Source organism: Sphingomonas sp. 2378, assembly GCF_038084995.1.
Taxonomy (GTDB): Bacteria; Pseudomonadota; Alphaproteobacteria; order Sphingomonadales; family Sphingomonadaceae; genus Sphingomonas.
Window position 1 is genome coordinate 75,158 of sequence record NZ_JAXCMJ010000010.1, and the last position, 26,027, is coordinate 101,184.

Annotated in this window: 19 protein-coding genes, 1 tRNA gene and 1 riboswitch; of the genes, 14 read left to right on the forward strand and 6 right to left on the reverse strand. The window is 67.4% G+C overall.

From position 1 onward, the window contains the following. Positions 1 to 18 precede the first annotated feature (18 nt). Positions 19 to 1,035, forward strand: coding sequence for a bile acid:sodium symporter family protein (locus SM191_RS07525; protein ID WP_341505639.1), 1,017 nt, complete (start codon positions 19 to 21; stop codon positions 1,033 to 1,035). Here SM191_RS07525 and SM191_RS07530 read toward each other — a convergent pair. Continuing rightward, complete coding sequence (locus tag SM191_RS07530; RefSeq protein WP_341505640.1) at positions 983 to 1,888, reverse strand: LysR family transcriptional regulator; 906 nt, start codon at positions 1,886 to 1,888, stop codon at positions 983 to 985. The genes SM191_RS07525 and SM191_RS07530 overlap by 53 nt on opposite strands. A 223-nt stretch (positions 1,889 to 2,111) precedes the next feature. Further along, positions 2,112 to 2,198: transfer RNA gene (locus SM191_RS07535), tRNA-Leu, on the reverse strand. A gap of 104 nt (positions 2,199 to 2,302) precedes the next feature. On the opposite strand from SM191_RS07535, the gene SM191_RS07540 reads away from it, so the two are divergent. The 6 genes from SM191_RS07540 to SM191_RS07565 all read left to right on the forward strand — a co-directional run bounded on the left by SM191_RS07540 (position 2,303) and on the right by SM191_RS07565 (position 12,428). Beyond that, positions 2,303 to 3,235, forward strand: a complete 933-nt coding sequence (locus SM191_RS07540) for a complex I NDUFA9 subunit family protein (RefSeq protein WP_341505641.1) — start codon at positions 2,303 to 2,305, stop codon at positions 3,233 to 3,235. An 83-nt stretch (positions 3,236 to 3,318) separates the two neighbouring features. Then, entirely contained in the window at positions 3,319 to 4,128 is an 810-nt protein-coding gene (locus SM191_RS07545) for an undecaprenyl-diphosphate phosphatase (protein ID WP_306997399.1), read from the forward strand. A 153-nt stretch (positions 4,129 to 4,281) separates the two neighbouring features. Beyond that, positions 4,282 to 5,733, forward strand: a complete 1,452-nt coding sequence (locus SM191_RS07550) for an NAD(P)-dependent oxidoreductase (RefSeq protein WP_341505642.1) — start codon at positions 4,282 to 4,284, stop codon at positions 5,731 to 5,733. 47 nt (positions 5,734 to 5,780) lie between these two features. Further along, entirely contained in the window at positions 5,781 to 10,295 is a 4,515-nt protein-coding gene (gene gltB, locus SM191_RS07555; RefSeq protein ID WP_445949828.1) for a glutamate synthase large subunit, read from the forward strand. A gap of 345 nt (positions 10,296 to 10,640) precedes the next feature. Continuing rightward, positions 10,641 to 11,717 (forward strand): AI-2E family transporter, encoded by a 1,077-nt coding sequence (locus tag SM191_RS07560; RefSeq protein WP_341505643.1) that lies wholly within the window; start codon positions 10,641 to 10,643, stop codon positions 11,715 to 11,717. A 138-nt stretch (positions 11,718 to 11,855) separates the two neighbouring features. Beyond that, the gene (locus SM191_RS07565) at positions 11,856 to 12,428 is read left to right on the forward strand and encodes an OmpA family protein (protein WP_341505644.1); all 573 of its coding nucleotides are present in this window, start codon (positions 11,856 to 11,858) and stop codon (positions 12,426 to 12,428) included. A 48-nt stretch (positions 12,429 to 12,476) separates the two neighbouring features. Here the strand turns inward: SM191_RS07565 and SM191_RS07570 are convergent, their stop codons facing one another. Both SM191_RS07570 and SM191_RS07575 read right to left on the reverse strand, forming a co-directional pair. Further along, the gene (locus SM191_RS07570) at positions 12,477 to 12,743 is read right to left on the reverse strand and encodes a hypothetical protein (protein ID WP_341505645.1); all 267 of its coding nucleotides are present in this window, start codon (positions 12,741 to 12,743) and stop codon (positions 12,477 to 12,479) included. A 97-nt stretch (positions 12,744 to 12,840) separates the two neighbouring features. Beyond that, the gene (locus SM191_RS07575; protein WP_341505646.1) at positions 12,841 to 13,893 is read right to left on the reverse strand and encodes a threonine aldolase family protein; all 1,053 of its coding nucleotides are present in this window, start codon (positions 13,891 to 13,893) and stop codon (positions 12,841 to 12,843) included. A gap of 48 nt (positions 13,894 to 13,941) precedes the next feature. Continuing rightward, positions 13,942 to 14,052: riboswitch (SAM-I-IV-variant riboswitch) on the reverse strand. 109 nt (positions 14,053 to 14,161) lie between these two features. On the opposite strand from SM191_RS07575, the gene SM191_RS07580 reads away from it, so the two are divergent. Together SM191_RS07580 and SM191_RS07585 are read left to right on the forward strand one after the other, a co-directional pair. Next, positions 14,162 to 15,229, forward strand: a complete 1,068-nt coding sequence (locus SM191_RS07580; protein WP_341505647.1) for a LacI family DNA-binding transcriptional regulator — start codon at positions 14,162 to 14,164, stop codon at positions 15,227 to 15,229. 172 nt (positions 15,230 to 15,401) lie between these two features. Then, positions 15,402 to 16,826, forward strand: a complete 1,425-nt coding sequence (locus SM191_RS07585) for a sugar porter family MFS transporter (protein ID WP_341505648.1) — start codon at positions 15,402 to 15,404, stop codon at positions 16,824 to 16,826. Between the two features lie 258 nt (positions 16,827 to 17,084). Here SM191_RS07585 and SM191_RS07590 read toward each other — a convergent pair whose 3' ends face one another. Then, on the reverse strand, positions 17,085 to 18,329 hold the full coding sequence (locus SM191_RS07590) for an ROK family transcriptional regulator (protein WP_341505649.1): 1,245 nt from the start codon (positions 18,327 to 18,329) through the stop codon (positions 17,085 to 17,087). Between the two features lie 144 nt (positions 18,330 to 18,473). Continuing rightward, positions 18,474 to 19,685, reverse strand: a complete 1,212-nt coding sequence (locus SM191_RS07595) for a PQQ-dependent sugar dehydrogenase (protein WP_341505650.1) — start codon at positions 19,683 to 19,685, stop codon at positions 18,474 to 18,476. 172 nt (positions 19,686 to 19,857) lie between these two features. Between SM191_RS07595 and rimP the strand changes: the two genes are divergently transcribed. The 5 genes from rimP to infB are packed head-to-tail and all read left to right on the forward strand — an operon-like array spanning position 19,858 to position 25,960. Continuing rightward, a complete protein-coding gene (gene rimP / locus SM191_RS07600) occupies positions 19,858 to 20,436 on the forward strand; it encodes a ribosome maturation protein RimP (protein WP_341505651.1) in 579 nt (192 codons plus the stop codon). Beyond that, positions 20,436 to 22,058, forward strand: coding sequence for a transcription termination factor NusA (gene nusA, locus SM191_RS07605; protein ID WP_341505652.1), 1,623 nt, complete (start codon positions 20,436 to 20,438; stop codon positions 22,056 to 22,058). Before rimP ends, nusA begins: the two co-directional genes overlap by 1 nt. Then, a complete protein-coding gene (locus SM191_RS07610) occupies positions 22,058 to 22,306 on the forward strand; it encodes a tautomerase family protein (RefSeq protein WP_341505653.1) in 249 nt (82 codons plus the stop codon). The genes nusA and SM191_RS07610 overlap by 1 nt, the downstream gene beginning before the upstream one ends. Next, positions 22,287 to 23,090: a DUF448 domain-containing protein gene (locus SM191_RS07615; protein WP_445949827.1), complete on the forward strand. Its 804-nt coding sequence runs from the start codon at positions 22,287 to 22,289 to the stop codon at positions 23,088 to 23,090. The genes SM191_RS07610 and SM191_RS07615 overlap by 20 nt, the downstream gene beginning before the upstream one ends. Further along, entirely contained in the window at positions 23,087 to 25,960 is a 2,874-nt protein-coding gene (gene infB / locus SM191_RS07620; RefSeq protein WP_341505654.1) for a translation initiation factor IF-2, read from the forward strand. Before SM191_RS07615 ends, infB begins: the two co-directional genes overlap by 4 nt. The last annotated feature ends 67 nt before the right edge of the window (positions 25,961 to 26,027 follow it).

Genomic DNA, 26,027 nt, shown 5'->3' on the forward strand with positions numbered 1-26,027 from the left:
TCGCACCGGAGTGACGCGATGATCCGCCGACTGCTCGCGACCATCGAACCCTATGTGCTGATGCTGCTGGCGACAGTGCTGATCGCGACGCTGCTGCCGCCGCGCGGGGCCGGAGTCCCGTTCTTCGACATCCTCGCCGATACCGCCATCGTCGCTTTGTTCTTCGTCCATGGCGCGAAACTGTCGCGCAGCGCGCTGCTGGCGGGGGCGCGGCACTGGCGGTTGCACGGCGCGATCCTGGCGACCAGCTTCGTGCTGTTCCCGCTGCTCGGCCTCATCATCGGCGGGCTGGCCGCGCCGAACCTGGCCACCGGCTTGCTGTTCCTCACCCTGCTGCCTTCGACGGTGCAATCCTCGATCGCCTTCACCGCCATCGCGCGCGGCAATGTCGCGGCGGCGGTGTGCAGCGCGTCGCTGTCCAACCTGCTGGGTATCGCGGTCACGCCCGCGCTCGCCGCTTTGCTGCTGCCCGGCACGGGCGGGGTCGCGCTGTCGTTCGAGTCGGTGCGCACCATCGTGCTGCAATTGCTGGTGCCGTTCGCGGCGGGGCATATGCTGCGCCCGTGGATCGGCGAGTGGATCGCGGCGCGCAAGCGGCTGGTCACCACGCTGGATCGCGGGTCGATCCTGCTGGTCGTCTATACCGCGTTCGGCGCGGCGGTGAGCGAGGGACTGTGGTCGCGGGTCGGGGCGGCGGAGCTGGCCGCGCTGGTCGGGTGGTGCGCGCTGCTGCTGGCGCTGGTACTGGTGCTGACCGGGGTGATGGCGCGCGCGATGAAGCTGGCCCCGGCGGACGCGGTCGTGATGCGCTTCTGCGGATCGAAGAAGAGCCTGGCGACCGGTGTGCCGATGGCGGGGGTGTTGTTCCCGCCCGCGCAGGTCGGCATCGTCCTGCTGCCGGTCATGGTCTTCCACCAGTTGCAGCTGATCGCCTGCGCCTTCCTGGCGCGGCGGCTGGCCGACGCGGCGGAGGCGGAGCCCGTCATTCGTCCAGCCGCGCAAACTCCTCCTTCAGAATGTCGACAAAGCTGCTGAGATAGATGGGCAGCACCCGCCCGCGTTGCAGCAGCATCGAGACGCTGGCCGGACGGACGATCCCCTCGGCCAGCGGCACCCAGCACAGCTCGCCCGCCGTCAGCTCGCGCTCCAGCCCGATGCGCGACAGGAAGGCGATGCCGACACGCGCGCGGACCAGATTCTTCAGCGTGTCGATCCGCTCAACCGTGGCGACGCGCTTCAGCGGCACGTCGCTGGCGTCGAACAGATCGTGGAGGACGCTCTGCTTCAGCCAGTCGTCGTTCGGCGTCACCACCGGATGCGGGATACAGTCGGCCAGCGTCACCCGGTCCAGCGCGGCCAGGGGATGGCCCGGCGGCACGATGACGCCGATCGGCGTGTGGACATGCGCCACCGTCGCGGTGCGCGGGGTTCCGGTCAGGTCGAAGGCGCAGATGACGTCCGCCTCCTTGGCCAGCAATTCCGCCTTCACCCGGTGATTGTCCCCGGCCAGCAGCGAAAATTCGATCAGGGGAAAGCGTTCCTGGTGGCGGGCGATGGCGCGGGGAACGAGCTGGTCCGCCAGGCTTTCGGCGGCGGCGATGCGGATCACGCCGCGCTCCCCACCGCGCAACCGCAGCATTTCGTGGTGCAGCGCGACGCTTTCGCGCTTCCAGCGCCGGATATAGCCGAGCAGCGCCTCGCCCGCCGCCGTCGGGCGTATGCCGCGCGGCATACGGACGAACAACTGCACCTGAAGCTCGTCCTCCAGCTGCAACAACTGGCGATTGACCGCCGAGGAGGCGATGTTGAGCGATTCCGCCGCCTTGCGGATCGACCCTTGGCGGATCGCCTGATCGAAATAGATCAATCCCGTCTTGATCAGGACCATCGTCGCTTTCGCCCCGTCACCGAACTTGTCTTGCGGCTGTCGGGTCGGTCATCCGCAAAGGGGGGAATATTGGCAAGCATATTGTTGCCCCGATCGTCGCCCGGTCCGGGGGACCAGAAACATCGGTACCGAATTCGGCCCGTCCGCCGAAAGCAACGCGACAAGCACGTGTCGGCGGCCGTCTTTCGACAGCCGCCTCACATTTTCCACCAATGTTGGAAAGTGGTGCCCAGAAGAGGACTCGAACCTCCACGACCTTGCGATCGCCAGCACCTGAAGCTGGTGCGTCTACCAATTCCGCCATCTGGGCACGGGGTAGGTCCGCGCCTTTAGGGGAGGGTTCGAATCCTTGTCAACGGCTTTTTTGCGGGGCAAAGGGGCGGTGCACGAAAAATCTGGCGAATAAGGACGGGCATGACGAACAAGCTGGTGACGCTGATCGGCGGCGGGGGCTTTCTGGGCCGCTATGTCGCACGCGAGTTGATGCGCGACGGAACGCGGGTGCGGATCGCACAGCGCGACCCGCGTCAGGCCTATTTCCTTCGCACCCAGGGCGGCTTGGGCCAGACCCAGTTCGTCGCGGTCGATATCGCCCGCCCGGACACGGTGGCGCGCGCGGTCGAGGGGGCGGATGCGGTCGTCAATCTGGTCGGCGTGATGGGCGGCAATATGCAGCGTATCCACGTCGATGGCGCGCGCGCGGTCGCCGAGGCCGTACGCCATGCCGGTGTCGGCGCGCTGGTCCATGTCTCGGCGATCGGCGCGGACGAGAATGGCGCGGCGGCCTATGCCCGCTCCAAGGGGCAGGGCGAGGCGGCGGTGCGTCAGGCTTTCCCGGACGCGACCATCCTTCGCCCCTCGATCGTGTTCGGGCGCGAGGATCAGTTCGTGAACCGGTTCGCGGGCATGGTGTCGGCCCCGATCGTGCCGATCCTGCGCGCGGGCGTGAAGTTCCAGCCGGTCTTCGCCGGGGACGTGGGCGAGGCGGTGGCCACCGCGCTGCGCGATCCCGAAGCGCATGGCGGCCATATCTATGAGCTGGGCGGGCCGGACGTGATTGCGATGGGCGAGCTGATCCGCTGGATCGCCAAGACGCTGGGCCGCAAGCCGAATTTCGTCGAACTGCCGGACTTTGCCGGGGCGCTGCTGGCGCGCCTGCCGGGCTCGCCGATCAGCCGGGACCAGTGGCTGATGCTGCAACAGGACAATGTCGTCGCCGCCGGTGCGCCGGGTCTGGCCGAACTGGGCGTCACGCCCGCGCCGCTGGCGGCGGTCGCACCCGACTATCTGGTGCGATTCCGCAAGGCGGGGCGTTTCGGACGACGGACGGAGACCCTGGCGGCCTGAACCGTCCCGGTCTCGCCGTCTTTGCCGTTTCGCTCATCGCCCCGTCGCCCTATGGCGGCGGGGCTTATTTTTTGGGGACTTGCGTGAACGATCTGATAGCCGCCATCATCCTCGGCATTGTCGAGGGGGTCACCGAATTCCTGCCGGTATCGTCCACCGGCCATCTGATTCTGGCGGGCGCGCTGCTCGGCTATGACGATGATCGGTGGCAGATGTTCAATATCGTCATCCAGCTGGGCGCGATCCTGGCGGTCGTTGTCCTCTACTGGCGGACCTTCTGGACGGTGCTGGTCGGGCTGGCCAGGCGCGATCCCGGCTCGATCCGCTTCGTGCGCAACCTGCTGATCGCCTTCATCCCCGCCGCCGTCATCGGGGTACTGGCAAAGAAGCATATCGAGGCGCTGCTGCTCCAGCCCAAGGTCGTGGCGATCGCGCTGATCGTCGGCGGCGTCGCGATCCTGGTGATCGAGCGGCTGGTGAAGCCCGGCAATACGCGCGGCATCGCGGCGGTGCCTGCCAAGACGGCGCTGGGCGTCGGCTTCCTCCAATGTCTGGCGATGATTCCGGGGGTCAGCCGTTCGGGCGCGACGATTCTGGGCGCGCTGACCCTGGGCGTCGAGCGGCGCACGGCGGCGGAGTTCAGCTTCTTCCTCGCTATCCCCACCATGCTGGGGGCCAGCGTCGTGGAGACGGCGGGGCATATGGATGCGATGCGCGCCGGGAACAGCGTCGGACCGCTGGAAATCGCGATCGGCTTTATCGTGGCGTTCGTCGTCGCGTTGCTGGTGGTGCGCTGGTTCGTTGGAATCGTGGGAAAACATGGTTTCGGCCCCTTTGCCTGGTACCGAATCGTCGCGGGCGGCATCGCCTTGGCCCTGCTGACCATGCATTGATACCGGAATGGACCTTATTTATTGCGGGTTGGTCGCAATAAGCGGCGTTTGCCCGGTTTGAAGTGTATAAATAGGGCATCAATTATGTCCTATATGTCGATTTTAAGGTGACATAAGGTCGTTCGCGCAATATCCGGCTCTTCGGAGGCGCATATGGCGAACGATTCTATGCTGAAGTTTGTAGGCCGCGAGCAGGCTTATCCGGCCAAGCGGGCTGCCGAGGCGCGCGCGGAGGATTTCCGCGAGATCGCCGAACGTTATGCGCCCCCGGCGGCGGAGGATCAGGCGGGGCGCTGCTCGCAATGCGGCGTGCCCTATTGCTCGGTCCATTGCCCGCTGCACAACCATATCCCCGACTGGCTGCGCCTGACCGCCGAGGGGCGGCTGCGCGAGGCCTATGAACTGTCCAACAGCACCTCGACCATGCCGGAAATCTGCGGCCGCATCTGCCCGCAGGACCGGCTGTGCGAGGGCAATTGCGTCATCGAATTTTCGGGTCACGGCGCGGTCACGATTGGCTCTGTCGAAAAGTTCATCACCGACACCGCCTGGGAAGAGGGTTGGGTCGAGCCGCTGGTGCCGGGGCCCGAGCGGGGCCAGTCGGTCGCGGTGATCGGCGCGGGCCCTGCGGGCCTGACGGCGGCGGAATATCTGCGCGTCTCGGGTTACGATGTCCATGTCTATGACCGGCACGACCGTGCGGGCGGGCTGCTGACCTATGGCATTCCCGGTTTCAAGCTGGAAAAGCCCGTCGTCATGCGCCGGGTCGAGCGGCTGAAGGCGGGCGGCATCGTCTTCCACGAGGGCTTCTCGGTCGGCGAGGATGCGACGCTGGAGGACCTGCGCCGTCGCCATGACGCGGTGCTGATCGCGACCGGCGTATACAAGGCGCGCAATGTCGATGTGGACGGTTCGGGCGCGAACGGCGTGATCGCCGCGCTCGACTATCTGACCGCGTCCAACCGCAAGAGCTTCGGCGACACGGTCGAGGCGTTCGAGAATGGCTCGCTGAACGCCGAGGGCAAGAATGTCGTCGTGATCGGCGGCGGCGACACCGCGATGGACTGCGTCCGCACCGCGATCCGCCAGGGGGCCAAGTCGGTGAAGTGCCTCTATCGCCGCGACCGCGCCAATATGCCTGGCTCGCAGCGCGAAGTCGCCAATGCGGAGGAAGAGGGGGCCGAATTCGTCTGGCTGTCCGCGCCGCTCGGCTTCGAGGGGGGCGAGACGGTGACGGGCGTGCGCGCCGCCAAGATGCGGCTGGGCGCACCCGACGCCAGCGGACGGCGCGCGCCGGAAGTCGAGCCGGGTGCCGACCATCTGCTGGAGGCGGACATGGTCATCAAGGCACTGGGCTTCGATGCCGAGGACCTGCCCAGCCTGTTCGGTACGGCGGAACTGGGCGTCAGCCGCTGGGGCACGGTGCTGGTCGATGGTCGTACGCTGATGACCAGCCTGGACGGCGTGTTCGCGGCCGGAGACATCGTGCGCGGGGCGAGCCTAGTGGTGTGGGCGATCCGTGACGGTCGCGATGTAGCGCAGGCGATGCACAAATGGCTGAAGGCACGCGCGAAGATCGGCGCGCGCGAAAAGGTGGCCGCATGATGCGCGACGCCATCTCGATGCAGGACGTTCCAGCAGGACAAGACATGATGACCGACCAGCGCCAATATCTCGCCGAGCACGGCATGTACCGCCCCGAATTCGAGGGCGATGCGTGCGGCGTCGGCATGGTCGCGGCCACCGATGGCCAGCCCTCGCGTCGGGTCGTCCAGTCGGCGATCGACGCGCTGAAGGCGGTGTGGCACCGGGGCGCGGTGGATGCGGACGGCAAGACCGGCGACGGGGCCGGGCTGCATGTCGACCTGCCACATCGGTTCTTCGACGACGCCATTGCCGCGTCGGGGCACAAGGTGCTGCCCAACCGGCTGGCGGTCGGCATGATCTTCATGCCGCGCACCGATCTGGGCGCGCAGGAAACCTGCCGCACCATCGTCGAGAGCGTCATCATCGAGGCGGGCTACACCATCTATGGCTGGCGCCAGGTGCCGGTCGACGTGTCGGTCATCGGGTTGAAGGCGCAGGCGACCCGGCCGGAGATCGAGCAGATCATGATCGCCGGGCCGATGCCCGACGAGGTCGATGCCGCCGAGTTCGAGAAGAACCTGTATCTGGTCCGCCGTCGCATCGAAAAGCGGGTGATCGCGGCGCAGATCAGCGGCTTCTATATCTGTTCGCTGTCCTGCCGCTCGATCATCTACAAGGGGCTGTTCCTCGCCGAGAGCCTGTCGGTCTTTTACCCGGATTTGCAGGACCATCGGTTCGAAAGCCGCGTGGCGATCTTCCACCAGCGTTATTCGACCAACACCTTCCCGCAATGGTGGCTGGCGCAGCCCTTCCGCTGCCTGGCGCATAATGGCGAGATCAACACGATCCGCGGCAACAAGAACTGGATGCTCAGCCACGAGATCCGCATGGCCTCGATCGCGTTCGGCGACAATTCGGAGGACATCAAGCCGGTGATCCCGGCGGGGGCGTCCGATACCGCCGCGCTGGATGCGGTGTTCGAGGCGATCTGCCGCTCCGGCCGCGACGCGCCGACCGCCAAGCTGATGCTGGTGCCCGAGGCGTGGCAGAAGGATCTCGACGCGCCCAAGGCCCATGCCGAGATGTACCAGTATCTCGCCTCCGTCATGGAGCCATGGGACGGTCCCGCCGCCCTCGCCATGACCGATGGCCGCTGGGCGGTGGCGGGCATGGACCGCAACGCGTTGCGTCCGCTGCGCTATACGCTGACCGCCGACGGCCTGCTGATCGTGGGGTCGGAAAGCGGCATGGTCGTGGTGCCGGAAGCCACCATCACCGCCAAGGGCCGGTTGGGGCCGGGGCAGATGATCGCGGTCGATCTGGCCGAGGGCAAGCTGTACGACGACCGCGCGATCAAGGACCAGATCGCAGGCGAGCAGGACTATGCCGCGATGATCGGCGAGTTCCTGACCATGGACCAGTTGCCCGCGCCGTCCGAGGACGAAGCGCTGGTGCGGATGCCGCGCGCGGAGATGCTGCGCCGTCAGGTCGCAGCAGGCCAGACCATGGAGGATATGGAGTTGATCCTGTCCCCCATGGCCGAAGGGGGCAAGGAAGCGATCGGCTCGATGGGCGACGACACGCCGCTGGCGGTCATCTCCGACAAGCCGCGCCTCATCAGCCAGTTCTTCCGCCAGAATTTCAGCCAAGTGACGAACCCGCCGATCGACTCGCTTCGCGAGCGCTATGTGATGTCGCTCAAGACCCGGTTCGGCAATCTCGCCAACATCCTCGACACCGAGGATCGGCGTGAGCGTGTGCTGGTCCTGCCGTCGCCGGTCCTGACCGGTGCGGACTGGCACCGTCTGAAGGCGCATTTCGGGCGTTCGGCGGCGGAGATCGACTGCACCTTCGAGGCGGAGGGCGGTCCCGATCGCTTACGCGCCGCGATCCAGCGCATCCGCAACCAGGCCGAGCAGGCGGTGCGCGAAGGGCGCTCCGAACTGTTCCTGACCGACGAGCATGTCTCCGAAGGCCGGGTCGCGATTGCGGGCGTGCTGGCGGCGGCGGCGGTGCACACGCATCTCGTCCGCCGGGGCCTGCGCTCCTATGCGTCGATCAACATCCGCTCGGCCGAATGCCTCGACACCCATTATTATGCGGTGCTCATCGGCGTCGGCGCGACCACGGTGAACGCCTATCTGGCCGAAGCGGCGATCGTCGACCGTCATGGCCGTGGCCTGTTCGGCGACCTCACCATCGACCAATGCCTGACCAACCATCGCACCGCGATCGAGGACGGGCTGCTCAAAATCATGGCCAAGATGGGGATCGCGGTGATCTCCAGCTATCGCGGCGGCTATAATTTCGAGGCGGTCGGCCTGTCCCGTGCGCTGGTCAACGACCTGTTCCCCGGCATGCCCGCCAAGATTTCGGGCGAGGGTTACAACTCGCTCCATTACTCGGCGATGGTCCGCCACGAGGCGGCCTGGGACCAGCATGTCGCGACGCTGCCGATCGGCGGCTTCTATCGCCAGCGCGATGGCGGCGAGACCCATGCCTATTCGGCGCAGTTGATGCACCTGTTGCAGACGGCGGTCGCGACCGACAGCTATTCGACCTATCTGCAATTCTCGCGCGGGGTCGGCGACCTGCCGCCGGTCTATTTGCGCGACCTGCTCCAGTTCAACTTCCCGAACGAAGGCGTGCCGGTCGATCAGGTCGAGGCGATCACCGAGATCCGCAAGCGCTTCGTCACGCCGGGCATGTCGCTGGGCGCGCTGTCGCCCGAAGCGCATGAGACGCTGGCGATCGCGATGAACCGGATCGGCGCCAAGGCCGTGTCGGGCGAGGGCGGCGAGGACAAGCTGCGCTACCAGCCCTATGATAATGGCGACAACGCCAACTCGACGATCAAGCAGATCGCGAGCGGTCGCTTCGGCGTGACGGCGGAATATCTGAACGCCTGCGATGAGATCGAGATCAAGGTCGCGCAAGGCGCCAAGCCCGGCGAGGGCGGGCAGTTGCCCGGCTTCAAGGTGACCGAGTTCATCGCCAAGCTTCGCCATGCGACGCCGGGCGTGACGCTGATCTCGCCGCCGCCGCACCACGATATCTACTCGATCGAGGATCTCGCGCAGCTCATCTATGACTGCAAGCAGATCAACCCGCGCGCGCGCGTCTGCGTGAAGCTCGTCTCCTCGGCGGGCATCGGCACCGTCGCGGCGGGCGTGGCCAAGGCGCATGCCGACGTCATCCTGGTGTCGGGCCATGTCGGCGGCACGGGCGCTTCGCCCCAGACCTCGATCAAATACGCCGGGACGCCCTGGGAAATGGGCCTGTCGGAGGTCAACCAGACGCTGACCCTCAACGGTCTGCGCGGGCGTATCCGTCTGCGGGCGGACGGCGGCCTGAAGACCGGGCGTGACATCGTGATCGCGGCGATCCTGGGCGCGGAAGAGTTCGGCATCGGCACGCTGAGCCTCGTCGCGATGGGCTGCATCATGGTGCGCCAGTGCCATTCGAACACCTGCCCGGTCGGCGTCTGCGTGCAGGACGAACGGCTTCGCGCCAAGTTCACCGGCACGCCGGAAAAGGTCATCAACCTGATGACCTTCATCGCCGAGGAAGTCCGCGACATTCTCGCCCGCCTCGGCGTGCGGTCGCTGAACGAGGTGATCGGGCGGACCGAGCTGCTCCGCCAGGTCAGCCGCGGGGCCGAGCATCTCGACGATCTCGACCTCAACCCGGTGCTGGCCAAGGTCGATGCGACCGATGCCGAGCGGCGGTTCAGCCTGTCGACCTTCCGCAACGAAGTGCCCGACAGCCTGGACGCGCAGATCATCAAGGACGCATCGGCGGTCTTCTCGCGCGGCGAGAAGATGCAGCTGACCTATTCGGTGCGCAACACCCACCGCGCGGTCGGCACGCGGCTATCGTCGGAGATCACCCGCAAGTTCGGAATGAGCAAGCTGGCCGATGGCCACGTCACCGTGCGGTTGCGCGGGAGCGCGGGCCAGTCGGCGGGCGCGTTCCTGTGCAAGGGCGTGACGCTGGAGGTGTTCGGCGACGCCAATGACTATGTCGGCAAGGGCCTGTCGGGTGGCACGATCATCGTCCGCCCGGCGGTCAGCTCGCCGCTGGCCAGCCAGAACAACACGATCATCGGCAACACCGTCCTCTATGGCGCGACCTCGGGCAAGCTGTTCGCGGCGGGCCAGGCGGGCGAGCGTTTCGCGGTCCGCAATTCGGGCGCGACCGTGGTGGTCGAGGGCTGCGGCGCGAACGGGTGCGAGTACATGACCGGCGGCACCGCCGTCGTGCTTGGGGAGGTCGGCGCGAACTTCGGCGCAGGCATGACCGGCGGCATGGCCTTTCTCTACGACCCCGAGGATCGCTTCCCCCGCCGCGCCAACCCCGAGAATATCGTGTGGCAGCGGCTCGCCTCGGCGCATTGGGAAGGTGTGTTGCGCGGTCTGGTCGCCGAACATGCCGAGCGTACCGATAGCAAGTGGTCGAAGGGCCTGCTGGAGGACTGGAACCGGGTCGCCGGGCATTTCTGGCAGGTCTGCCCGAAGGAAATGCTGACCCGCCTGGCGCATCCGCTCGACGACAGCGTCGAGGCGGTCGCGGCGGAGTAATGGACGATCCTCCCCGGCACGGGGAGGTGGCAGCGCGCAAGCGCTGACGGAGGGGGCTTGCCCGGCGGCGATCCCCCTCCACCATGCTCCGCATGGTCCCCCTCCCCGTGTCGGGGAGGATCGGACTTCCCCAACTCCGTTCAGCCTGAGCGAAGTCGAAGGTCGCGCCTGAACCTTTGCCGCGATCCCGGGGAAAGGGATTCCCTTGGCCTTCGACTTCGCTCAGGCCGAACGGAGGGAGGCGGCTTCCCAAAGTGTAACATCCCCGTCATCCGATTAACCCAAATCACGGAACCGTTGCGGCGACGTGACGGTTAGGCCGCGATGCGAATGGGGGAGGACCATATGATCATCGACCGGCAGAAGATCGAACGGGGGGGATTCATCCTCTTCCTCGCGCTCATCACCATCGGCCTGATCGCGGTCATTTCCGGCTTTCTGATCGCCTTGCTGTGGGCGGGGCTGGCGGCGATCCTGTTCCGGTCGCTGTTCCACTGGCTGCTGGAGAAGACCGGGGGGCGGCGCAACACCGCCGCCGGGCTCACCATGCTCATCATCACCTTCGCGGTGGTCGTGCCGACCCTGCTGATCGGCAGCATGGTCGTGGATCAGGCGTCAGGCGTCTATCTGAAGATGCGCAGCGGCCAGATCGATTTCGCGCAATATTTCCAGCAGGTGCGCGACGCGCTGCCCAGCCGTCTTCGCCAGATGATGGACAGTTCGGGCATCGGCAGTTTCGAGGGGCTGCAACAGCGCGTCTCGCGCACCTTGAGCAGCAGCGTCAGCCAGATCGCGACCCAGGCGCTGTCGATCGGGCGCAACGCCTTCGCCTTCGCGCTGGCCTTCGGCGTCGGCCTCTATGTCGCCTTCTTCCTGATCCGCGACGGCGACCGGCTGGGCCCGAATTTCGTCCGTGCCTTGCCGCTGGAGCAGGGCGTGGCCGCCCGGCTGGCCGACAGCTTCGTCGCGGTGGTGCGCGCGACGATCAAGGGGTCGGTCATCGTCGGGCTGGTCCAGGGCGCGCTGGGGGCGATCACCTTCTGGATCGTCGGGGTGCCCGCCGCTTTGCTCTGGGGCGTGCTGATGGCGATCGCGGCGCTGCTGCCCGCGATCGGCCCGGCGATCATCTGGGTGCCGGTCGCCATTTACCTGCTGGCGACGGGCGCGATCTGGCAGGGGGCGGTGGTCGTCGCCTCGGGCGTGCTGGTCATCGGCCTGGCCGACAATATCCTGCGGCCCATCCTGGTCGGGCGCGACACCGGGCTGCCCGACTGGATCGTGCTCCTGACCACGCTCGGCGGGATCGAACTGCTGGGACTGAGCGGCATCGTCGTCGGCCCGGTGGTTGCGGCGTTGTTCCTGGCGGGGTGGCGTATCCTGAGCGAGGAACGCGGCGTCATCCTGCCCCCCAGCGGGGAATAGGCGCGCACACCTGTCTCGATCTGGTCCGTTCCCGCACGCATCGTGTCGCGCTTCTCCCGTTTGCGCCGCAGCAATCGCCCCCTTATGGTTCACGTCCGAGCGGATCGGTCGGGGCCGTACCGGGCAAGGGGGATGCGAATGCGGATGCGATCGGGGGGGCTGGCGGCCATGACCGGGCTCGCCTTGGCTTTGGCCGGATGCGACACCGGCGATACGGCGGTCGCCCGCGCGGCGGGGGCCAAGGGCGTGTCGATCGAACTGCCCGTCCCCGACCCGTCACCCTCCGCCGATACGAGGGGGGCCATGCCTCCCAGGTCCGACGCCTTGCCCGGTGCGGTCGCCGCCAACCCCGGGGCCAGCCTGTCGACCATCGGCTTTGTTGAGGGAGGCGCGGCACTCGACCAGAATGCACGCGCGGCGCTCGACCGGCTCGCCGCCGATCCCAGGGTGAAGAGCGGCCGCATCGTGCTCAGCGGCCATTCCGACAGCGAGGGGGATGACGAGGCCAACCGCATCATGTCGCGCAAGCGGGCCGAGGCGGTGCGCGACTATCTGGCGGGTAAGGGGATCGCCCGCGCCGACATGAAGCTCATCGCGTTGGGCGAGACGCGCCCCATCGCCCCCAATGCCAAGCCCGATGGCAGCGACGACAGCGCCGGTCGCGCGCGCAACCGCCGGGTGGAGATCGACCTGGCGCCCGCCGACCGCTGATCGCCTCACCCTTCCGCCAACGCAACATGGCCGGGGCGGGAGCGTCCGTCAGTTGGGCCGGTTGCGTTCGTTGGTGCTGGTCATGTTGAGCGCGCGGCGGAATTCGCCCACGCCCTGCTGATTGACGCCATCGAACTCGCGCCATTGCGCCTCGGTATTGCACACGCGCGTGGGAAGGAAAGAGCCGGTCGGCATCAGCCGGCGACAGGTCTTCTTCTCCTGCGGCTTGGGACGGGGTTCGGACGACTGTGCACCCGCCGGTGCGGCGGACAGGATGACGGCGGCCATGGCGACCGCTGCCCAATGACGCTTCATTTCGATGTTCCTCCCTCGATGATGCGGAGGATGAGGCAGTATTTCCGACTTATCAAGTGCTTGGCCGGACGGAGCGCGCCGCCCGGCCAAATCCCCGTCACGCCGCCTGCAACGCCTCGACCGCCACCGCCGCGATGTCGTCGGCCAGCTGGTCCACCCGCGCCGGGTCGGCGTCCCAGGCGAACATGAAGCGCGCGCCGCCGCCGATGAAGGTGTAGAAGCGCCAGCCCCGCGCCCGCAGGCCATCCAGCACGGCGGGCGGTGCGCTGAGGAACACCGCATTCGCCTCGACCGGGAACATCGGCGCGATGCCGGGAAGGCCCGCCACCCGGTCGGCCAGCCGCCGGGCACAGGCATTGGCATGCGCGGCGTTGGACAGCCACGCGCCGCTGTCGAGCATCCCGATCCAGGGCGCGGCCAGATAGCGCATCTTCGACGCCAACTGCCCCGCCTGTTTGCAGCGATAGTCGAAATCCTCCGCCAGCACGCGGTCGAAGAACAGGATCGCCTCTCCCACCGCCATGCCGTTCTTGGTGCCGCCGAAGCAGAGCACATCGACCCCGGCGCGCCAGGTCATGTCGGCGGGCGAGCAGCCCAGCGCGGCACAGGCATTGGCGAAGCGCGCCCCATCCATATGCAGCCTGAGGCCCAGTTGGCGGCAGGTCGCCGACAGCGCATGGATCTCGGCCAGCGTGTAGACTTGGCCTGTCTCGGTCGGCTGGGTGATCGTCACCGCGCGCGGCTTGGGGAAGTGGATGTCCGAGCGGCCGGTCGCCAGCGCGCGGACCGCCTCGGGCGTCAGCTTGCCGTCCTCGGTCTGCGCGACGAGCAGCTTGGAACCGTTGGAGAAGAATTCGGGCGCACCGCACTCATCGGTCTCCACATGCGCGGAGGCCGAGCAGATCACGCTGTGATAGCTCTGGCAGAGCGCGGCCAGCGCCAGCGAATTGGCCGCCGTGCCGTTGAAGGCGAAGAACACCTCGCACTTGGTCTGGAACAGCGTGCGAAAGGCGTCGGCCGCGCGGTCGGTATAGGGGTCCTCGCCATAAGCGGGGACATAGCCGCGATTGGCCTGGTCCATCGCGGCCCAGGCTTCGGGGCAGATGCCCGCGTAATTGTCGCTCGCAAATTGCTGGGGGGCCACGTCCATCACAAATCCTTCGTCCAATCGGGCGAGTCGGATGGAGGAGAAAGTGGCTGATCGTCCCGTTGTTGCCGGTCTGGCCACATCCCCCTCCTTGTCGGAGAGGCACCACCTTGCCGGGAGGCAGGTTGGTGCCGGGCGACGGCCCGACTCTTGATGCTGATGCGGCCCCTAGACGCCGGCCCGTCGGGAATCAAGCGCTACCATGGTCGTCCCGGATGGAAACGAGCGCAAAGCATTGCGTCCGGCGTCCGAAAGGTGGAAGCGTAGCGCCATGAATATCAGGACTTCGCGCCGCGGCAGCAGCGCTCCCACGATCAGCGACGTCGCCCGCGCCGCCGGTGTTTCGTTGATGACCGTCTCGCGCGTGATCAACAACGAGGCCAATGTCCGCCCCGCCACCCGCGAAAAGGTGGAAGCGGCGATCGCCCAGCTCAACTATGCCCCCAACCCCGCCGCGCGCAGCCTGGCGGGGGCGGCGCAGATTCGTGTCGGCATGCTCTACAGCAATCCCAGCCAGGGGTATCTGAGCGAATTCCTGCTCGGTACGCTCGACCAGGCCTCGCGCCTCGACGTGCAGATGGTGGTCGAGAAGTGCGAGATCGGCGATCATGAGATGGAAGTGGCGCGGCACCTGATCAAGGGCGGCATCGATGGCGTGATCCTGCCCCCGCCCCTGTGCGAGGCGGACGCGGTGCTGGCGCTGCTGCGCGAGGCGGGGGTGCCCTCGGTGGTGGTCGCGACCGGTCGCGCGCCCGAGGAGATGCCCGAGAAGACCATGGCGGTGCAGATCGACGACCGCGCGGCGGCGGCGGAGATGACCCGGCATGCGATGACGCTGGGCCATCGCCGGATCGGCTTCATCTGCGGCAACCCCAATCTGACCGCCAGCGCGCGGCGTTACGAGGGGTTCCGCGCCGCGCTGGCGGCGATGGGCGTGCCGTTCGACGAGGATCTGGTCGCGCCCGGCCTCTATACCTATCGCTCGGGGCTGGACGCCGCCGAGCGGTTGCTCGATCTGCCCGAGCCGCCGACCGCGATCATCGCCTCCAACGACGACATGGCGGCGGCCAGCGTCGCGGTGGCGCACCGGCGCGGGCTGGATGTGCCGAGCGACCTGACCGTTTGCGGCTTCGACGACACCACCCTGTCGACGACGATCTGGCCCGAGCTGACCACCATTCACCAGCCGATCGCCGACATGGCGCGCGCGGCGGTGGAGATGATGGCGACCGTCATCCGGCAGAAGAATGGCGACGCCGCCCCGCACCGCCTGCTCGACTACAGCCTGATCCGCCGCCAGTCGGACGCCGCCCCACGCCGCCGCCCGCGCGAAATCTGATGCGCGGGCGCATTCCGTCGCAATGGGGGAATGGCGGTGGATGCGCATGCTTGACGGCGCGGTGTTTTAAGATAGCGTTACCATCGATGACCGGCCGCATATCGCGCCGGTGACAGGACATTGCCGTGTCGATAGGCGAAGACGCCATGCACGGATCAGGAGAGGGCCCGAGGTGACCGACAAGACAAGGGGATTGGGCGCTGGCAGCGTCAATCATGGTTTCATCACCGCGATCGTCGCCGTCGCGACCATCGGCGGTTTCATGTTCGGCTATGATTCGGGGGTCATCAACGGCACCCAGAAGGGGCTGGAGGCGGCCTTCGATCTCGGTCGCCTGGGTATCGGCGTCAATGTCGGCGCGATCCTGGTCGGCTCGGCGATCGGCGCGTTCGGGGCGGGTCGCCTGGCCGATGCGATCGGCCGTCGCAACGTCATGATGCTGGCCGCGGGCCTGTTCCTGGTCAGCGCGCTGCTGGCGGGGGCGGCGAGCAATTCGATCATCTTCATCTTCGCGCGCATCATCGGCGGCCTGGGCGTCGGCGCGGCGAGCGTCATCTCGCCCGTCTATATCTCCGAAGTGACGCCTGCGGCGATTCGTGGACGCCTGTCGAGCCTGCAACAGGTGATGATCATCACCGGACTGACCGGCGCCTTCGTCGCGAACTTCGCGCTGGCCCGCTATGCCGGTGGCTCGACCGCCGAATTCTGGCTGGGCTATCCTGCCTGGCGCTGGATGTTCTGGCTTCAGGCGATCCCGGCGGCGATCTATTTCGCGGCGCTGTCGATCATCCCGGAAAGCCCGCGCTTCCTGGTCGCCAAGGGCCGCGATGCCGAGGCGCACACCGTCCTGACCAGGCTGTTCGGCCAGGCCGAGGCGACCCGCAAGGTGGCCGAGATTCGCGCCAGCCTGGCCGCCGATCATCACAAGCCGAAGCTGTCCGATCTGGTCGACAAGACCACCGGCAAGATCCGCCCGATCCTGTGGGCCGGTATCGGCCTAGCGATCTTCCAGCAGTTGGTCGGCATCAACGTCGTCTTCTATTATGGTGCGACCCTGTGGGAAGCGGTCGGCTTCTCCGAGGATTATGCGCTTCAGACCAACATCCTGTCGGGCGTGCTGTCGATCGCGGCCTGCCTGTTCACCATCGCGACCGTCGACAAGATCGGGCGCAAGCCGCTGTTGCTGATCGGATCGGCGGGCATGGCGGTGACGCTGGCGATCGTCGCCTATGCCTTTTCGACCGCCGTCACCGGCGCGAATGGCGGCGTGACCCTGCCCGGCAACAATGGCGTGATCGCGCTGGTCGCGGCGAACCTGTACGTCATCTTCTTCAACGCGAGCTGGGGCCCGGTGATGTGGGTCATGCTGGGCGAGATGTTCCCGAACCAGATCCGCGGTTCGGGCCTGGCGGTGTCGGGCTTCGCGCAGTGGATCGCCAATGCCGCCATCTCGGTCAGCTTCCCGGCGCTGGCCGTATCGCCGGGCCTGAGCGTGACCTATTTCGGTTATGCCTTCTTCGCGGCGGTCTCGTTCTTCTTCGTTCGCGCGATGGTCAACGAAACGCGCGGTCGCGAGTTGGAGGACATGGCGGGCTGATAGCCCACCGGACATGGTAAGATGCCTGAAGGGCCCGCTTCCAAAGGGGAGGCGGGCCCTTTTGTCCTTTCCCCACCCTCCGTTCAGCCTGAGCGAAGTCGAAGGCCACGCCGGACCGTTTCCGGTGTCCCGGAGGCAAAGGGATTCCCTTGGCCTTCGACTTCGCTCAGGCCGAACGGGGTACGGGTACGGGTACGGGTACGGGTACGGGTACGGGTACGGGTACGGGTACGGGTACGGGATTGGGTAGGGGAGGGACTAACCCCGCCCGGCCTGGATCAGGATCGAGTCGGACGGCAGCAGCCGGTCCATGAAGGGCAGCATCGCCGCGCCGATCGCGGGGGCGTCCTGTGCCGTGCGGGCGGGACGGATGACCGGGCGGGCGGGCAGTTCGATCCCCGCCAGCGCCTGGCGCAACCCCTCCGCCAGCCGGTTGAGCAGCCAGGCGGGCAGGCGTCCGCCGATCAGGATCGCATGCGGATCGAACAGGGTCGTCACCGCGACGAAGGGCTGGATCAGCGAGGCGATCGAATCGACGATCCACTGGTTGAGCACGGCGGACAGCTTCGGGTCGTCATGCTCGCTGAGCGTTTCGGGCGACTCCAGCCCAAGGCCTGCCGCCGCCAGCCGGACCTGAAGCCCCGCCAGCGACACGGTGTCCTGCACCACCGCGCCCGGCCGGTCGGCGGTGGGATCGGGCATCAGGCCGATCTCGCCCGATCGGCGATGCGCGCCGCGATGATAGCTGCGGTCGATGATCAACCCGCCCCCCAGGCCCGCCGTGATCAGCAGGTAGAAGAAGCTGGGGCACTCGAAATCCTGGTCATACTGCGCCTCGCCCAGCGCGGCGGCGGCGGCGTCGTTGTCGCGGTGGATCGGCCAGGGCAGCAGGGGGGTGAGCAGCGTCTCCAGATCGACCCCGACCCAGGCGTCATAGCCCCGCGTCTGATTGGGCAGCGAGCGATCGACCCCGTCCGGCATCGCCACCCCGACCCCCAGCACGCGCGAACGGTCGACGCTGCCCTCCACCAGCGCGGGACCCAGCGTGTCGCGGATGAAGGCCAGCACGTCGTCGGGGCTGGCGAAACCGATCTCTCGCGTGGCGCGGGCGCGAACCCTACCGCTCAGGTCGAGGATCGCGATGGCCAGATGGTCGCGATCGATGGTCAGGCCGATGCCGAACGCGCCGTCGGGGCACAGCTCGATCTTCAGCGCGGGCTGGCCGCGCCCGCGATGAAGCCGCCCGGCGGTGCGGATCAGCCCCATCTCGATCAGCCGCCCGGTGATGTTGGCGATGGTCGGCGGGGTCAGGCCGGTCTGGTTGGCGATGGCGATCCGGGTCGTTTCGCCGTGGATGCGGATCACCTGGAGCACGGTGCGCAGATTATAGTCGCCCGCCCGCTCCAAATTGGTGCCGGACAGGCCGCGCGACAGCCGGGCGTCGCGCGAATGCACCTCGACCGTGCGCGCGCGGCCGGGCGGCATGCGGTGCGGCGATGGCATCTGGTTCGTCTCCCCGTGGTGGTGGAGCGAAGCGTCTTCGTCCATCTTCTCCCGGCGGCAGGATCGACCCACCGCCAGCGCCGGTCAAGTGAATTGTCCGACCATTCCGACCGCCCCGGCCTATCGACCGAGGCGACGCGGGGTTCAGGATGCGCCCGCCGGGGTCAGTTTGATGAGGCGTCCTTGCGACTCGCCGCCATCCTCCAGCAGATAGATGGCGCCGTCCGGCCCCTGTTCGACCTCGCGGATGCGCGCGCCCATGTCCCATTGGTCGCCCTTGGTGGCGTTGGTGCCGTTCAGGTCGACGCGGACCAGCGACTTGCTCGACAGCCCACCGATAAAGGCGTCGCCGCGCCACTGCGGGAACATCGATCCCGAATAGATCATCAGCCCGCCCGGCGAGATGACCGGGTTCCACCAGACCTTGGGCGCTTCGTATCCGTCGCCCGCGCGGTGATCGGGAATGTCGCGCCCATCATAATGCGATCCGTTGGAGGCGTTGGGCCAGCCATAGTTGCGGCCCGGCAGGATCAGATTGACCTCGTCGCCGCCCTTGGGGCCCATCTCCTGCTCCCACAAATTGCCCGATGCGTCGAAGGCGAGGCCGAGCAGGTTGCGATGGCCATAGGACCAGATGGCGGGATCGAACCCTTGCGCGGCCAGCGGATTGCCGGGGGCGGGCTGGCCGTCCGGGGTCAGGCGCAGCACCTTGCCCAGCGTCGCCTTGGGGTCCTGGGCGGGCGTGAATTTCTGCCGGTCGCCCGCCGTGACGAACAGATATTGGCCATCCGGCGAGAAGGCGATCCGGCCCGAATAATGGCCATCGCCGGTCACCGCAGGACTGGCGCGCCACAGCGCCTCGATCTCGGCAAGGCGGGCCGCGCCACCTGCCTCCTGCAACCGGCCGCGCGCCAGCACGACTCGCTTGCCGCCCTCGGCGGCGGCGGAATAGCTGAAATAGATGCGCCCCGACTGCACGAAATCGGGGGCGAGGACCACGTCCATCAATCCGCCCTGGCCCGCCGAATCGACCGGGATGGTCGCGATCGTCTGACGCTGTTGCCCGTCCGCGCTGACCAGCAGCATCCGCCCGTCCTTCTCGGTCACCAGCATCCGCCGGTCGGGCAGGAAGGTCATCGCCCAAGGCGCGTCGAAATCGGCGATGACGGTCCGGCCGAAGGGCTGGCCGTCCACCACCGTCGCGGGCGGCGTGGCGGAGGCGGAGGGCGAGGGGCTGGGCGTGCCGCCGGGGGCGACCGTCACCGGCGGCGTCGCGCCCGTCTCATCGGGCCCCGGTCCATTGCCCGAACAGGCGATCAGGGCCACCGGCAAGGCGGCGAGCAGCGGCATCTTCATCTCAGTCTCTCCCGGAAGGCCGTCCAGGCCCTTGGCCAGCGTAACGCTTCGATATGCGTGCTTGTTTCGCAAGCGCGTTGCAGGTATAGACTGCGGCATTCTCTTACATCGTCGGGTGAAAGAGGCTGCGGGACGGGTTCCGCGGCACCGATCCGGCACATCTGGAGCTTTCATGGCGGACATCGCCCTTCTGACGCAACTCATCGAACCCGAGGCCAAGGCGCTCGGCTTCGAGCTCGTGCGCGTGAAGATGTATGGCGGCACGTCGGACCCCACGCTCCAGGTGATGGCCGAGCGCCCCGACACGCGCCAGCTCAACATCGACGACTGCGCCGACCTGTCGCGCCGCATCTCCGATGTGATGGACGCGCTGGAGGAGCAGGGCCGCGACCCGATCGACCATGCGTATCGGCTGGAGGTGTCCTCGCCCGGTATCGACCGTCCGCTGACCCGGCTGAAGGACTTTGCCGACTGGGCGGGTCATGAGGCGCGGATCACGCTCGCCGAGAAGCGGAACGGTCGCAAGCAGTTCAAGGGCGATCTGGCCGGGGTCGAGGGTGAGAATGTCATCATCGTTGATGGGGAAGAGGTTCGCCACGAACTGCCCTTTACGGCGATCGAGGACGCCAAGCTCGTCATGACCGACCGGCTGATCGCCGCGACGGTGCCGCTGTCCGTCGAGGGCGCGGAAGAGGTTTATTATCAGGACGCGCCCGAACAGGACGGCGCCACCACGGAAGGACGGCACTGATGGCTACCGCCATTTCCGCCAACAAGGCGGAACTGATCGCGATCGCGAATGCGGTCGCCTCGGAAAAGATGATCGACAAGGGCATCGTCATCGAGGCGATGGAGGACGCGATCCAGCGCGCCGCCCGTGCCCGCTACGGCGCCGAGAACGACATCCGCGCGAAGCTCGATCCCAACTCGGGCGACCTGCGCCTGTGGCGCGTCGTCGAGGTGGTCGAGCAGGTCGACGATTATTACAAGCAGATCGACCTGAAGGGTGCCGAGAAGCTGCAAAAGGGTGCCGCGATCGGCGACTTCATTGTCGATCCGCTGCCCCCGATCGAATTCGGTCGCATCGCGGCGCAGGCGGCCAAGCAGGTCATCTTCCAGAAGGTCCGCGACGCCGAGCGCGACCGTCAGTATGACGAGTTCAAGGACCGCCAGGGCGAGATCATCACCGGCGTCGTCAAGCGTGTCGAGTTCGGCCACATCGTCGTCGACCTGGGCCGCGCCGAGGGCGTGATCCGTCGCGACCAGCAGATTCCGCGCGAAGTCGTCCGCGTGAACGACCGCATCCGTTCGCTGATCCTGAACGTGCGTCGCGAAAATCGCGGGCCCCAGATCTTCCTGTCCCGCGCGCACCCGGACTTCATGAAGAAACTGTTCGCGCAGGAAGTGCCCGAAATCTATGACGGCATCATCGAGATCAAGGCCGCCGCGCGCGATCCGGGCAGCCGCGCCAAGATCGGCGTGATTTCGCACGATTCGAGCATCGACCCGGTCGGCGCCTGCGTCGGCATGAAGGGCAGCCGCGTCCAGGCCGTCGTGCAGGAAATGCAGGGCGAGAAGATCGACATCATCCCCTGGTCGCCCGACACCGCGACCTTCGTGGTGAACGCGCTCCAGCCCGCGAACGTCAGCCGCGTCGTGATCGACGAGGAAGAGGACCGGATCGAGGTCGTCGTTCCCGACGATCAGTTGTCGCTCGCCATCGGTCGTCGCGGCCAGAATGTCCGCCTGGCCAGCCAGTTGACGGCCAAGGCGATCGACATCCTGACCGAGGCCGACGCGTCGGAGAAGCGCCAGAAGGAATTCGTGGCGAACTCCGAACTGTTCCAGAACGAACTGGACGTGGACGAGACGCTGGCGCAGCTTCTGGTTGCCGAGGGCTTCGGCGCGCTGGAAGAGGTCGCCTATGTCGAACTCGACGAACTGGCCGCGATCGAGGGCTTCGACGAGGATCTCGCGCAGGAACTGCAAAGCCGCGCGCAGGAAGCGCTGGACCGCCGCGAACAGGCCGCCCGTGACGAGCGTCGTGGCCTGGGCGTCGAGGACGCGCTGGCCGAAATGCCGTACCTGACCGAGGCGATGCTGGTCACGCTGGGCAAGGCGGGCATCAAGACGCTCGACGATCTGGCCGACCTCGCGACCGACGAACTGGTCGAGAAGAAGCGTGCCGAGCCGCGTCGTCGTGGCGACGATGCCCCGCGTCCCGCCCCGAAGGGCGGCATCCTGGCCGAATATGGCCTGAGCGACGAGCAGGGCAACGAGATCATCATGGCCGCCCGTGCGCACTGGTTCACCGATGAGGACGAACCCGCTGTGGAAGCCGGGGAAGAGCAGGCGGAGGGCGACGAAGCCTGATGCCGTTCGTCTCGATCCGTCTGGCGGGCACCGCCTCCAAGCAGCAAAAGGCCGAGATCGTCGCCGACGTGACTCGTTCGCTGGTGGAGCGGCTGGGCAAGAACCCGGCCGCCGTCCAGATCGTGATCGAGGAAGTCTCGACGGAGAATTACGGCGCGGGCGGTCAGCTGATCGCCGACCGTGACGCCCCCGCCTCGAACCAATCCTCTGGCACCCGGGGAGACGCGCATGCGGAACCGGGACAATGAGCGTGCTGGCGTAAACACCGCTCCGGCCGGAAAGGGCCGGAGTCCCCGGAATGCGGCCAAGGCCGCCCGCGACTCGATCGACGGGCCGGTCCGCCGCTGCATCCTGTCGGGCGAGCATGACGCGCGCCCGCACCTGATCCGTCTGGCACTCGCGCCCGACGGGCGGGTGCTGCCCGATGTCCGCGCGAAAGCGCCGGGGCGGGGCGGCTGGATCGGCGTGACCCGCGCCGAACTGGAAATCGCTATCCAGAAGGGGCGGTTGAAGGGGGCCTTGGCCCGTGCGTTCAAGACGGGCGAGTTCTCGATCCCGGATGACCTGCCCGCGCTCATCACCGCCGCGCTGGAGCGCAATGCGCTCGACCGGCTGGGACTCGAGTCGCGCTCGGGGCTATTGCTGACGGGATCGGACAAGATCGCGACGGCGGCGCGCTCGGGACAGTTGCACGCGCTCTATCATGCGTCCGATGCGGGCGAGGATGGGTGCCGCAAGCTGGCGCAGGCGTGGCGCGTGGGATCGGATCGTGAAGGGTCCGATCTCAAGGGGTTGGCACTGCCCGCCACACGCCCCATATTGTCAATGGCGTTGGGCCGCGAAAATGTGGTACACATCGGCCTGACAGATCGTAACGCGGCAAAGCGGGTGAGCGAAGCGCTCGACCGCTGGCTGCATTTTATCGGACCCGACCCTGTGGCAACGCCTTGCGAAACGGCCTCGCAAGGCGCATCGGCGTCCGACATTACCGGTGACCGAACGGCCGTGACCGTACACGAGGATTTTGAGTGAGCGAGACCGACAACGACAAGCCGAAACTCGGAATGCGCCAGCCTTTGGGGCTGAAGCGCACGGTCGAGACCGGCAAGGTGAAGCAGAGCTTCAGCCACGGCCGCTCGAACACCGTGATCGTCGAGACGAAGCGCCGTCGCGTCCTGGGCCCGCAGGGTGGCGCCCCCGAGGCGGCCGCGCCTGCACCGACTCCGGCCCCGGCAGCCCCCGTGGCCGCCGCGCCGGTCGCCCCGCCGCGCCCGGTTCCGTCGAACGAGACGGCGCAGGAGCGTCAGGCCCGCCTGCTGCGTGAGGCCGAGGAACAGCGCCTTGCCATGCAGGAAGAGATGCGCCGCCGCGAGGATGCCGAGCGTCAGCAGCGCGCCGAGGAAGAGCGCCAGCGCGCCGAAGAGCGTGCGCGTGCCGCCGCCGAGGCCGCCGCTGCTCCGGCGCCCGAGCCGACGCCCGCCCCGACTCCGGCACCGGCTCCCGAGCCTGTCGCCGAAGCGCCTGCCCAGGTGAACGCCCAGCCGGAAGCCCCGGCCGCGCCGACCATCTCGGTCCAGCCGCGTCCCTTCCGTCCGGTCGAGCGCCCGGTGATCCCGGCCCCCGAGCCCAAGGCCGAAGAGCCCAAGGTCGAGGCTGCGGCTCCGACTCCGGCCCCCGCGCCGACGCCTGCGCCCGCTCCGGTCGCGGCGAAGCCCGCGCCTGCGCCCGCCCCCGCTCCGGCGGTGCCGACGCCGCCGATCCTGGGTCGCGATCCGTCGATGCCTGCGCCGCGCCGTTTCTCGCCGGTGCAGCGCCCCGAAATCCCGAAGCCCGCCCCCAAGCCCGCGCCTGCGCCCGCCGCGGCGGCGGCTCCGGCGGCGGCCAGCGCGCCGAGCGGCAACGCCTCGGCTCCGTCGGGCGGCGCACCGCGCTCCCTGCCCTCGGGCCAGCCGACGCCGCGCAACGCGCCTCCGGGCCGTCCGCAGCAGCGCGACCGCAAGGGTGACGAGCGTCGTGGCGGCAAGCTGACCGTCAACCGTGCGCTCAACGAGGACGGTGCCCGCGCCCGCTCGCTCGCCGCGCTCAAGCGTGCCCGCGAAAAGGAAAAGCGTGGCTTTGGCGGCCCGCGCGAGCCGCAGGTCAAGCAGGTCCGCGACGTGCAGGTGCCGGAAGCGATCACCGTTCAGGAACTCGCCAACCGCATGGCCGAAAAGGGCGCGGATCTGGTCAAGGCGCTGTTCAAGATGGGCATGCCCGTCACGATGACGCAGACCATCGACCAGGATACGGCCGAGTTGCTGGTGACCGAATTCGGCCACAACATCGTCCGCGTCTCGGACAGCGATATCGATCTGGCGCTCGACACCACCGAGGATGCGGTCGAGAGCCTGCGTCCGCGGCCGCCGGTCGTGACGATCATGGGCCATGTCGACCATGGCAAGACCTCGCTGCTCGACGCGCTGCGCGGGACGGACGTGGTGCGCGGCGAAGCGGGTGGCATCACCCAGCATATCGGCGCCTATCAGGTCACGCTGAAGGACAAGTCGAAGATCACCTTCCTCGACACGCCGGGCCACGAAGCCTTTACCCAAATGCGCGCACGCGGTGCCGACATCACGGATATCGTGGTGCTGGTGGTCGCGGCCGATGACGGGCTGATGCCGCAGACGATCGAGGCGATCAATCACACCAAGGCGGCGGGCGTGCCGATGATCGTCGCGATCAACAAGATCGACAAGCACGACGCCAATGCCCAGCGCGTCCGCGAGCGTCTGCTCGAACACGACGTGCAGGTCGAGGAAATGGGTGGCGAAACCCAGGACGTCGAAGTGTCGGCGCTCAAGAAGATCGGTCTGGATACGCTGATCGAGAAGATCCAGCTTCAGGCCGAACTGCTCGAACTGGCCGCCAACCCCGACCGCGCCGCCGAGGGCAGCGTGATCGAGGCCAAGCTGGACAAGGGCCGTGGTCCGGTCGCGACCGTGCTGGTCACGCGCGGCACGCTGAAGGTCGGCGACGTGTTCGTCGTCGGCGCGGAAAGCGGCAAGGTCCGGGCGCTGGTCGACGACAAGGGCCGTCAGGTGAAGCAGGCCGGTCCGGCGATGCCGGTCGAGGTTCTCGGCCTGTCGGGCGTGCCTCAGGCGGGCGATCTGTTGCAGGTCGTCGAGAATGAGGCGCGTGCCCGTGAGGTCGCCGAATATCGACAGAGCGTGGTGCTCCAGAAGCGCACCACCTCGGCCCCGGCCAGCCTGGAGTCGATGTTCTCGGCGCTGAAGGCGAACCAGGCGAAGGAATATCCGCTGGTCGTGAAGGCGGATACGCAGGGCACCGTCGAGGCGATCGTGGCGTCGATCACCAAGATCCAGTCGGATCTGATCAAGGCGCGTATCCTGCACTCGGGCGTCGGTGGCATCACCGAGTCGGACGTGACGCTGGCAGCCGCGAGCGGAGCCCCGATCATCGGCTTCAACGTCCGTGCCAACGCCAAGGCGCGCGAGATCGCCGAGCGGAACAAGGTGGCGTTGAAGTACTACGACGTCATCTATGACCTGATCGACGAGATTCGTGCGGGCATGGCGGGCGAGCTGGGTCCCGAGGCGTTCGAAACGGTCGTCGGCCGCGCCGAAATCCGCGAGGTCTTCTCGGCGGGCAAGATCGGCAAGGCCGCCGGTCTGCTGGTCACCGAGGGTGTCATCCGCAAGGCGCTCAAGGCGCGCATCACGCGCAACGACGTCATCATCTACCAGGGCGAGATCAACTCGCTCCGCCGGTTCAAGGACGATGTCGCCGAGGTTCGCGCCGGTCTGGAATGCGGTGTGACGTTCACGCAGAACTTCACCGACATCAAGGCGGGCGACTATCTCGAAACCTTCGAGGTCGAACTGCGCGAGCGTTCGCTCTGATGACGGCGGGGCGGTGGGAGTGATCCTGCCGCCCGCCTCTGCCGGACTTGATCGCGGTCGCCTGCCC

Bases quoted from the DNA above. Each gene is read 5' to 3' on its own strand.
- SM191_RS07525 (WP_341505639.1), top strand. From the start codon at position 19: ATGATCCGCCGACTGCTCGCGACCATCGAACCCTATGTGCTGATGCTG.
- SM191_RS07530 (WP_341505640.1), bottom strand. From the start codon at position 1,888: ATGGTCCTGATCAAGACGGGATTGATCTATTTCGATCAGGCGATCCGC.
- SM191_RS07540 (WP_341505641.1), top strand. From the start codon at position 2,303: ATGACGAACAAGCTGGTGACGCTGATCGGCGGCGGGGGCTTTCTGGGC.
- SM191_RS07550 (WP_341505642.1), top strand. From the start codon at position 4,282: ATGGCGAACGATTCTATGCTGAAGTTTGTAGGCCGCGAGCAGGCTTAT.
- gltB (WP_445949828.1), top strand. From the start codon at position 5,781: ATGACCGACCAGCGCCAATATCTCGCCGAGCACGGCATGTACCGCCCC.
- SM191_RS07560 (WP_341505643.1), top strand. From the start codon at position 10,641: ATGATCATCGACCGGCAGAAGATCGAACGGGGGGGATTCATCCTCTTC.
- SM191_RS07565 (WP_341505644.1), top strand. From the start codon at position 11,856: ATGCGGATGCGATCGGGGGGGCTGGCGGCCATGACCGGGCTCGCCTTG.
- SM191_RS07570 (WP_341505645.1), bottom strand. From the start codon at position 12,743: ATGAAGCGTCATTGGGCAGCGGTCGCCATGGCCGCCGTCATCCTGTCC.
- SM191_RS07575 (WP_341505646.1), bottom strand. From the start codon at position 13,893: ATGGACGTGGCCCCCCAGCAATTTGCGAGCGACAATTACGCGGGCATC.
- SM191_RS07580 (WP_341505647.1), top strand. From the start codon at position 14,162: ATGAATATCAGGACTTCGCGCCGCGGCAGCAGCGCTCCCACGATCAGC.
- SM191_RS07590 (WP_341505649.1), bottom strand. From the start codon at position 18,329: ATGCCATCGCCGCACCGCATGCCGCCCGGCCGCGCGCGCACGGTCGAG.
- SM191_RS07595 (WP_341505650.1), bottom strand. From the start codon at position 19,685: ATGAAGATGCCGCTGCTCGCCGCCTTGCCGGTGGCCCTGATCGCCTGT.
- rimP (WP_341505651.1), top strand. From the start codon at position 19,858: ATGGCGGACATCGCCCTTCTGACGCAACTCATCGAACCCGAGGCCAAG.
- nusA (WP_341505652.1), top strand. From the start codon at position 20,436: ATGGCTACCGCCATTTCCGCCAACAAGGCGGAACTGATCGCGATCGCG.
- SM191_RS07610 (WP_341505653.1), top strand. From the start codon at position 22,058: ATGCCGTTCGTCTCGATCCGTCTGGCGGGCACCGCCTCCAAGCAGCAA.
- SM191_RS07615 (WP_445949827.1), top strand. From the start codon at position 22,287: ATGCGGAACCGGGACAATGAGCGTGCTGGCGTAAACACCGCTCCGGCC.